At 59.5% G+C, this 8,573-nt stretch carries 9 protein-coding genes; all 9 read right to left on the reverse strand.

Going from position 1 to position 8,573, the window contains the following annotated elements; translation table 11 throughout:
• Positions 1–512: hypothetical protein (locus tag WA354_RS24030; RefSeq protein WP_472815568.1), on the reverse strand; the 512-nt coding region annotated here is incomplete at its 3' end.
• The gene (locus tag WA354_RS24035) at positions 478–570 is read right to left on the reverse strand and encodes a DUF6760 family protein (protein WP_472815560.1); all 93 of its coding nucleotides are present in this window, start codon (positions 568–570) and stop codon (positions 478–480) included. The genes WA354_RS24035 and WA354_RS24030, both read right to left, overlap by 35 nt.
• A gap of 71 nt (positions 571–641) precedes the next feature.
• Positions 642–1,007 carry a hypothetical protein gene (locus tag WA354_RS24040; protein WP_472815561.1) on the reverse strand — a complete coding sequence of 122 codons (366 nt, stop codon included), beginning with the start codon at positions 1,005–1,007 and terminating at the stop codon, positions 642–644.
• A gap of 3 nt (positions 1,008–1,010) precedes the next feature.
• The gene (locus WA354_RS24045; RefSeq protein ID WP_472815562.1) at positions 1,011–1,454 is read right to left on the reverse strand and encodes a phage tail protein; all 444 of its coding nucleotides are present in this window, start codon (positions 1,452–1,454) and stop codon (positions 1,011–1,013) included.
• A 19-nt stretch (positions 1,455–1,473) separates the two neighbouring features.
• Positions 1,474–3,480 carry a phage tail sheath subtilisin-like domain-containing protein gene (locus WA354_RS24050; RefSeq protein ID WP_472815563.1) on the reverse strand — a complete coding sequence of 669 codons (2,007 nt, stop codon included), beginning with the start codon at positions 3,478–3,480 and terminating at the stop codon, positions 1,474–1,476.
• A 12-nt stretch (positions 3,481–3,492) separates the two neighbouring features.
• On the reverse strand, positions 3,493–4,398 hold the full coding sequence (locus WA354_RS24055; RefSeq protein ID WP_472815564.1) for a Pvc16 family protein: 906 nt from the start codon (positions 4,396–4,398) through the stop codon (positions 3,493–3,495).
• 9 nt (positions 4,399–4,407) lie between these two features.
• Positions 4,408–5,874, reverse strand: a complete 1,467-nt coding sequence (locus WA354_RS24060) for an eCIS core domain-containing protein (RefSeq protein ID WP_472815565.1) — start codon at positions 5,872–5,874, stop codon at positions 4,408–4,410.
• On the reverse strand, positions 5,871–7,937 hold the full coding sequence (locus WA354_RS24065) for an ATP-binding protein (protein WP_472815566.1): 2,067 nt from the start codon (positions 7,935–7,937) through the stop codon (positions 5,871–5,873). The genes WA354_RS24060 and WA354_RS24065 overlap by 4 nt, the downstream gene beginning before the upstream one ends.
• 56 nt (positions 7,938–7,993) lie before the next feature.
• Positions 7,994–8,251 (reverse strand): DUF3467 domain-containing protein, encoded by a 258-nt coding sequence (locus WA354_RS24070; RefSeq protein WP_472815567.1) that lies wholly within the window; start codon positions 8,249–8,251, stop codon positions 7,994–7,996.
• Positions 8,252–8,573 lie beyond the last annotated feature (322 nt).

The raw sequence follows: 8,573 nt of genomic DNA on the forward strand, positions 1-8,573 counted from the left end.
TCCTGTGCTTCCGCGGAGACACTCGTTGAACCATGCTCCCGGATAACGAGGCGCTTCGCGATACGAACCCGTTGTTCGAGGCGCCGGGTGCGCTCTGTGAGCTCTCGCAGCAAAGAGCGGGAGTGCCGTTGTTCTGTGTGGAGCGTTTGATGGGCGGCGAAATTGGCTTCCGTGGTCGTCTTGAGTTCCAGCAGCATCGGGGAGCGGTCCTGTGCCAACGAAGGCCCGCTCAGCTTGCCGGGAATCGATGCAAGTGGTGAAGACCAATAGAAGGCAAGCCGGAGACGAACGGCGTTGAAGACGGGAAACTTTTCCTCCAGGTTGACGGACAAGATGTTGCGCGGGGCGATCCATGAGGCGAGGCGCGTGCGGCGCAGGAGAGCCATTTCGAGAGGCCCACGCCGTCGTATCACGCCGAGCCGTCTGCGGGGGCGCGAAGCTACGAGAGCTTTCGCCCATGAGCGCCAGCGTCCGGTGCTACCGATCGTTATCCGTTGTATTGATGCGTTCATTGATTGCAGAGATCTCCTCAACCCATCGCCGCCTTTCGCTGTGCTCGAGATTGAGCACGTCGTCGTGCGGCCAGTGAAAGTGGTAGGCGAGAAAGGCTACCTCCTCGTAGAGCGAGTTAAGGGGGTAGCCTAAGATCCCCCCGGGGCACTCATCTCCAATTCAAATTCGTGCGCGCATTTGGGGCAGATCGCGTCTGACCGCGCGTTTCCGTTTCGGTTGATACGGTTGTAGAACTCCTGAAGGTAGGAGAGATCCGCCGAATACAGCCCTTCCATCACCTTTGGATTGACTTGTGACAGGGAGCCGAGCCGCGTGACAACGCGGGACAGGAGAATCAGAACCAGGTAGGCTTCGTTGGCCTGCACCCGTGGATCCTTGAGAGGCAGAATCTCATCGGCCGCGGTGGCGAGCCGCATCACTCCGTCGCGATGCAGCGTGCCGCTCGCGTCGAGCAGGCCCATTGGCAAATTGAATTCGTATTCGGTCTGAAACATGACTTAAGCCCTCTCAAGACCTTCGTGTGCGAGCTCCAGCGTTTCGATCGAGACATCGTTGCCCTTGGCATTAAAGGACGGACCGGTCCATTTTGCCGGCCAGGCATTGACGAAGTTCCACCGGATTTTTTCCTGGCCGGAGCGGTCCATCAGAATGATTGAACCGTGACGGCGCGAAGCGGCGGGGTCTCCTGTCGCCCATTGCTGGTGCCAGTCGTAGAGATCGTGATCGTCCGCACTACCCCATTTGAGCGTGATGTTGGAGTACTTCACTTTGGCGGGCAGCTTCATCATGGTGTTGTTGACTGCTCCCTCGCGATACTCCACCACGTCGATTGCCGAGTCGAGGCCGCTGCATTCCTGAAAAGAAGCGCGCGTGATTCCGTCTATCTCGACCAGGAAGTCATAACTGCCGTAGGGATCTACACGTTGTCCGGTTTGTGCCATGTTTCCCTCCTCCTTTCTCTTAGGATTCTGTTATGGAAGCGCCGCCATCCCACAAGCCGATGGTGACGATGATGAACTCCGCGGGGCGGACGGGAGCCACGCCGATCTCGATATGCAACTGCCCAAGATTGCGAGTTGCCGGCGGGTTGTTGCCTTCGTCGACGCGGACATAGAAGGCCTTATCGGCGGTGGCGCCGAACAGAGCTCCGCTTTGCCATACGCGTGTCAGGAATTCGTTGAGGGTTCGCTTGACCCTCTGCCAGAGGGGCAATCCATTTGGCTCGAAGACTGCCCAGCGCAGTCCCTCTTCAATCGACTGCTCGATGTAGATCATGAGGCGGCGAACGTTGATGTACATCCAGTCGTTCTCCGCCATGTCGACGGTGCGCGCTCCCCACACGGTGACCTGGGAGGTGCCTGGGAAGATGCGCAATATGTCGACGCCCTTCAGGTTTAACGGCCCCTGCTGGGCATCGCTCAACACGCGTTCGAGCCCCAGTACGCCCATGACGGCGGTATTGGCCGGGGCTTTGTGAACGCCGCGATCGTTGTCGGTGCGCGCGTAGACTCCGGCCAACGCGCCGGAAGGCGGGACCAGCATGGTTCTTAAAGCTGCGCCGCTCGAGGTGGGATCCTTGATCTGGAGCCACGGATAGTAGAGCGCCGCATAGCCGCCCGTGGATGGAATCGTGCCGACTTGCATATCGACGCTGCCCGCCCCGCTCAACGGCGCACCGAGAACAGAATCCAGAACCGCAAAGCGATCCGCAGTTGCTTGACAGTGGTTCACCAGCGCGATCTGGATGGCCTGGCCGCTGGCATTTGCGGAGGCATCGGGAATTGCAACGATGTTCACATCCTGGATGTTTTTGAGCTCGTCCAGAGCAGCTTGGTACTCGGCGAGGCCGACGGCGGCGGGATTGTCGTCGGCACCGGGGACGGCCTGGGGAACGGGGGAAAGCGCCGGAATGAGATTCTGCGGGACCGGCGCGGTGGTAGGCAGTGCCGGGGCCTGAATCGAGAAATCCGGCGAGGAGACCATCGAGAATACGTAGTTGGGGTGCTGAGGGCTGATCGACAAGTTGTCGAAGACCTGCGCGGCCTTGCCGGGAATGTTGACCGTGAGCTTGAATTCTCGCGACACGAGGATGGGTGTGGTGAATCCGGCAGCAGTCGACATGCTGTCGGTTTTCGTTCGCGCGGGCGCAGGCGCCAGCTGGACGAATCCTGCGTTGTCGACTCCAAGGACCAAAACAGGCTCGGAGATCGCGGTCTTCGAACTATCCATTCCCTTCAGATCGGCAATGGTTCCGGCGAAGATTCCAGTCGTTTTGGCGAGGCGGAACCTGGTTTGCGAAGGCAGGATGCTTGCGATCCGGAGGGTGTCGGCGACGGCAAGACCGGGGATGGCGATGCTCAACAGGAGAGTATCGCCGGTAATGTTTTCGATGGTTGCGCTCGAAGTCTCAGGGCTTACCTCCTTCGTGACGACATCGCCGACGCGGAACTTCGTGCCGTCGCCGGCAGATACGGTGATGGAGAGTCCAGCGATTCCAGCGACTGCAGAAGAGGGATTGGCCAGGGCGACTCCGGTTGCGCCAGTGATGCTTGCCAGGGCCGTAGCGAGTGTGAATCCATTCGCGGCGGCGCCGGCCTGGATGGCCACGATACGAAAGGCAACTTCAGAGTTGCCATTCTTTATGTCCCATGCTCCCGCTGTACCGGTGCCAACCCGAACGATGTAGGCTTGGGTGCCGCCATTGTCATAGAACGAGCGCACACCAAATCCCATGAAGAATTGCCGGGTGGTGCGAGGCGGGACCATGTACGGATTGAAAGTTCCATCCGGCTGAAGCTCGCCGAATGTGCGCAGGAAGTCGTCGAAGCTGCTGATGCGTGTGGGGGTGTTGAAGGGACCGTTCAGGGCCGGCCCGATAAAGGCCGCCGTACTAGTCCCGACCCCTGCGATGACACCAGGGCTGGTGATTTCGTCGATATAGACACCGGGTACGTCCAGAATTGGCATGGACCGCGCCTCCTATGGGAGTTGGACATCGTAGTTTCCGCTGGCAGACGGCACATCGACCGTTTGCGTGACTTCACTGAATCCCTGGGCACGCACGCGCAATACGTATGTGCCTGGTTGCAGACCGCCGAACAGAAAGCGGCCGTTTTCGTCGGTGACTGCCAGCCTGAGAGGACTGGCGGCGAGGTCTTCGATTCGTATCCATGCGCCGACAACCACAACGCCGGCGGCGGCTACGGTTCCCCCAATCTCGATGATCATTTCGGACGGGAGAGTACTGTTCTGCAGCCGGTACTCGGTTACCCGGGTGGTCACCATCGGCCCCAGAATCTCCTCGTTCAACACCACCGGAAGTGTCGCGACAATATAGACGATGGGCTTCCACGGATGAACCGTTCCGAACGTGCCCCATAACTCGGCAATCTTGGGAAATCCATCGACCGGCAGAATCACGGTGGGCAGTTCCACATCGGCGATCACTGGCGGGAACCCCGCGGGCAAGGGGTTCGGCGCGTAGATATCAGTGGCGATAAGGGGTTCAGAGTTCATCAATGCGCCTATTACCTTGTAGAGCAGCGACACCTCGTCGAGTGTGGGTTCGATACTTGTTGTCGGCGTGGCCGGGCTCCACGCCGTGATCAGGTAGTGCAGATCGATACGCCGTGGGTGCGGCTGGTCGGTGACAGTGAAATTCTGAATGTCGCGTACACGCTCTGTAGAGCGCAGAATGCGGTTTTCGCGAATATCGGCAAGATACACATTGATCGAATTGACGGGCTTTCCCAACACCGTAAGGTTTTTGACATAGGTCCGCCAATCGTCGTCCGGAGGTTGAAAACGAATTTGAGCTTCATCTTTCATCTCGTCGATCCGAGTCAGAAAGAGGTGCCGAAGCAGGTTGTCGAATACGTCGATCATGGTTTACGCTCAGGGCGCCTGCACGATGCCCCGTGTGAGTGTTGTCCTGCCGGTTTTAACAATGACGTACTTCACGTCTGTCGCATGGTGCGGTAGCGCGTCACGAAGCTGTTGAATGATTGCCTCTACTGCGATGCGCAGCGCTTCCCGATCCTTGATTCCCTCGTAATTGCTTCCCAGAGTCACAATGCATTCGGATTGTTTGCTTCTTTGCGCGAAATCCATCGACCGGGCCAGGTCCAGAGCGAAGTCGGAGGTCGCAGCCCAATCATCGGTGTTGCCTTTTCCCTTGACTTCCGCGGGCACCAAAGCGTCCTTGGGCATTTTGGCTATTGCGGATTCGACGGCCGGGTAGTCGTCTGCCTGCACACCGGGGGGCTTGGTTTCTTTCGACTTCAAAACGCCGCCCGCTCCCTGCGCGATCCGCCCCAGTTGCAGGATGTCGCCCTTCACAGGGCCGAAGCCGCCGGGGGCCCTCGTTCCGCGCATGGCGCCCAGGATGTCCGTGGTGTTTTGCGCCTGGTCTCCGGTGCTGATTTGTCCGGGGGGTAAGGGGATTTCGCCGCCGCGGGGCGCGGACTTATCCAGCAAATCCGAGATGCGTCCAACGAGTCCGCTCTGTTGATCGATGAAGGGTTGATTGTCGAGCTCACGGAGCGCCGCGGGGTTGATGCGTGGCACGCGGGCTACGAATTGCTCGGCCATTACGTTCGGATCGTTGGAAGTAGTCTCGGACTGCGCAAACTTATCCACATCCAGAAGACGAGCAGAGGATCCCGCCGACCACGCGAGCTTGCGCAATGCATCTCGAACGACTCGTGCTTTTTTGATGTTTTGCGGCGGCGCGGTCCTCGCAACCTTTTGCAGAAAAGCGGCAACTGTGTGTGTCGCGGAGGGTGTCGAATTCGATGTCGCAGGCGCTGCTCCCGGCTTGGACTGGCGGGCCACGCCTGCCGGGGCTGCGCCCGCGGCGATGGCGGTTTGTCCGGCTGCGTTGTTTCCGGCCGAAGCCTGCCCCGCAGCCGCATCGGCGGATTGTTCGGCGGCTTCCTGGGGCGAACTCACGCGGTCGTCATCCGCTCCAGAATGCCGGTGCTGCTTCACGTGCGCGATTTCATGGGCCAGCAGGGATTCAGCCTGAGGCGAATCCAGCGGCGGGGCGCAGGAGCCCCAGTGAATCTGTCCGTGTTGCACGAACGCCTCGGCATTCAACGAATCGCTCTCTTCGCGGGCAGCGCTGGAATCGTCGATGCGAATATCTCGCGCATCGATGCCAAAGGAGCTTTCCATTCGCGCTCGAATCGACGGTGGGATTTCTTTTGCGCTGTTTCCTTGCGCAAGCAGACCGGCCGTCGCGGCGTTTCCGAGGCCGGTGCGTGAACCTCGCAAAGGCGCGGAATCCTTTGACATCTCGCGCGATTTCGTTGCCGGAGGCGTCATGGAACTTTCACTGGTCGCAGCTGCGTGGCGGTTCATGATTCGGCCCCCGTGGCGTACGGCCCGAATGCACTTGGGGACAGCGGCTTGCCCATCTTCTGGTACTCGCGATCGAGCGCGGTCAGAAGGTGATGCATCGATACGGGCTGATTTTCTTCAACCGCAAGAAACGCGGCGGAGAGGGCAATGTTCTTGATGTTTCCGCCGCTCAGCTTGAACGAGGAAGCGAGAAAGTCGAAGTCCGCGGCAGGATCGAGCGGCACGGCGCTGGGCCAGACAGACTGCCAGATAAGTTTGCGGTCCTCAAGGGATGGGAAGGGAAAATGGACTGTGAAAGCCAACCTGCGCAGGAAAGCCTCATCGAGGTTTTGCCGCAGGTTTGTAGCCAGGATGGCCACGCCGTCGTACATTTCCATCTTCTGCAGCAGGTAGCTGATCTCGATATTGGCGTATCGATCGTGCGAGTCCTTTACTTCAGAGCGCTTTCCGAATAACGCGTCAGCCTCATCGAAGAACAGAATCGCGTTGGCATTTTCGGCGGCGTTGAAGATGCGGTCGAGATTCTTTTCCGTCTCGCCGATGTACTTGCTGACGACGCTGGAGAGGTCAATTTTGTAGAGGTCGATATCCAGTTCGCCGGCTATCACCTCGGCGGCCATGGTCTTTCCAACGCCGGACGGGCCTGCGAAGAGAGCCGTCACGCCCTTTCCGTTCGACAACTTCCGATCGAAGCCCCATTCCTCGAGAACGCGGTGTTGATGCACAACTCGAGCGCAGATGGCGCGCATCTGCGCGGTCGTCTCGGTGGGGAGAATAATGTCGGTCCAAGTGACGCGGGGTTCGATTTTCCGCGCCATGCTGCCGATGTGGCGTCCGGAAAGGGCACGCGCGGCGAGGGAGAAATCACCCAGGGACGGCCGTTTGCTCCCGCGCCAGAGCGCGCGGCTGCGCCCGGAGAGCACGGCACTGACGATCTCATCGGCATGAAGGCGAAAGCGCAAAGCCAGGGAGTCAATTTCCTCGTGGGCGAGTTCGATTCGCTCGGCGGCAAGGCTGCGGCGCCACTGTTCACGACGAACGGCGAAGGAGGGACGCGAAAGTTCGATGGTGATCACCGCCGCATCTTCGAGAAACGGAGCGGGCGCAGAGGCGGCGAGAATGGCGTCGGCGTATGCCGAAGAGAGTTCATCGGCGAGAGCGCGGCCGGTAGGCTCGTCGATTCCATCGCACTCGGCGAAAAATACCGCATTGATGGAGCGCGCTTCGCGTACGGCCACCTGCAGAGCGTCGGCCGACCCGCGCGAAGGTGATTGGCGCAAATCGAATGTCAGCAGCTGCCGTCCGAGCTCGCCCGCGATCGCTTCCGCGATACGCAGCCTCAGTGGCAATTCGGGACAGTTGAGACATATTCGCAGAGGGTGAGTGCCTGTTCGTGAATCCATGGCCAGGCGGCGCAGTCCTTCGATGAGCTCGGGTTCGAGGGGTAGGCTTGCCAGCTCGATCGCATGAGTTCGAAGGGTGCAGACTTCGCCAAGCCGGGAATCGAGCGAAGCTGTCTCTAGAAGTTCTCGAGTGATCTGCTCATCGAGTTTGACGCTACTGCCGAGCAGACCAGCTTCCTGCGAATTGGGATCAGAGGTTACGCGGATCAACCGGTGACGAAGCAGGACCGCGTTCGGGGCGAAATGTACGCGAAAATCCAATCGTTCCGCGGCGGAAGGGCAGAGCAGGTTCAGGATCAGGTCTACGGTGGGCCGTAGACGCGCGATGTCATCCTGGAGGTAGGCGTACAGGCGTTCGTAGCGAAGATCCGCCTCCGGTGCGAGCGCGATCAGGATGACGGCGCAATCGAACCACGAGAGCCCGTAGCGTTCCGCCAGAGAGGCCAATGGAGGAACGTCGTGCACCTGAAAGAAAGGCTCGGCTCCGACATCGCCGAAGGGAGACACGCCGGCTTCGCGGCACGCAATCCGCTCGGCATCTCGAGGAGTGATGTAGAGTCCTCGAAAGCTGGTGGTGTCGGGTTCCCATCCGTAGACCTCGGGAGCGACGCGCAAAGCGGCTTCGAGGAGATGGTCGAGACCTGCAAGGGCAGCCCACACCGAGTCCCTTGAACTGACTCCGCCCAAACCGGAATTTATTGTGGAAGCCCAGGCGCTCACTTATTCAACTCACCTTCCTGGTCGGACTCGCGGATCTTGCCGAATCTCTCCTCATAGGAGCACAGGGACTGAGCCAGCAGGGCTGACAACTCCTTGGCGTGCAGCGGAGCGGTAATGATTCGCTGGATGAAGAATTCAGGGCCGCCTTCAAAGTGCCTTCTGAAATCGAGCAGGAATTCTGCCGAATTAAATCCGACGCGGAAATAATTCGCGTAAAGTTCGCGGCTTTCTTCGTTGCCTGCGTCAGAGTTCATTTCCGGCTGAGGTCTGTGATGCAGGTTGAGGGCCAATTTCGCGATGCCGTTGTCGGGTTGGATTTACTGGAGTTTTCGGTGAGGCGGCAAAGCGTGAGTACATGTTTCGTTACAAATCGTGTGACAGGTTTTGTATCACAGTGTCACCGGCGGTTGGGGTCAGGAAGGCGCCAAGTGGAGGGCTGGCGGCAGGAAGCATTTGGAAGCCGACATGCAGATGAGCATGCATCCCGCTTATGGCCGGCGGCACCAAATCGAGAGCGACTACGAACACAGCTGTGCATGGCGCGCGGCAGCGAGGCCGTGCCGGTTCGCACAGCAA

Origin of the sequence: Occallatibacter sp. (assembly GCF_049802275.1) — a bacterium.
Classification (GTDB): Bacteria; Acidobacteriota; Terriglobia; order Terriglobales; family Acidobacteriaceae; genus Telmatobacter.

Coding starts and splice junctions, on each gene's coding strand:
- WA354_RS24060 (WP_472815565.1), bottom strand. CDS start 5,874: ATGAACCGCCACGCAGCTGCGACCAGTGAAAGTTCCATGACGCCTCCG.
- WA354_RS24045 (WP_472815562.1), bottom strand. CDS start 1,454: ATGGCACAAACCGGACAACGTGTAGATCCCTACGGCAGTTATGACTTC.
- WA354_RS24055 (WP_472815564.1), bottom strand. CDS start 4,398: ATGATCGACGTATTCGACAACCTGCTTCGGCACCTCTTTCTGACTCGG.
- WA354_RS24040 (WP_472815561.1), bottom strand. CDS start 1,007: ATGTTTCAGACCGAATACGAATTCAATTTGCCAATGGGCCTGCTCGAC.
- WA354_RS24050 (WP_472815563.1), bottom strand. CDS start 3,480: ATGCCAATTCTGGACGTACCCGGTGTCTATATCGACGAAATCACCAGC.
- WA354_RS24070 (WP_472815567.1), bottom strand. CDS start 8,251: ATGAACTCTGACGCAGGCAACGAAGAAAGCCGCGAACTTTACGCGAAT.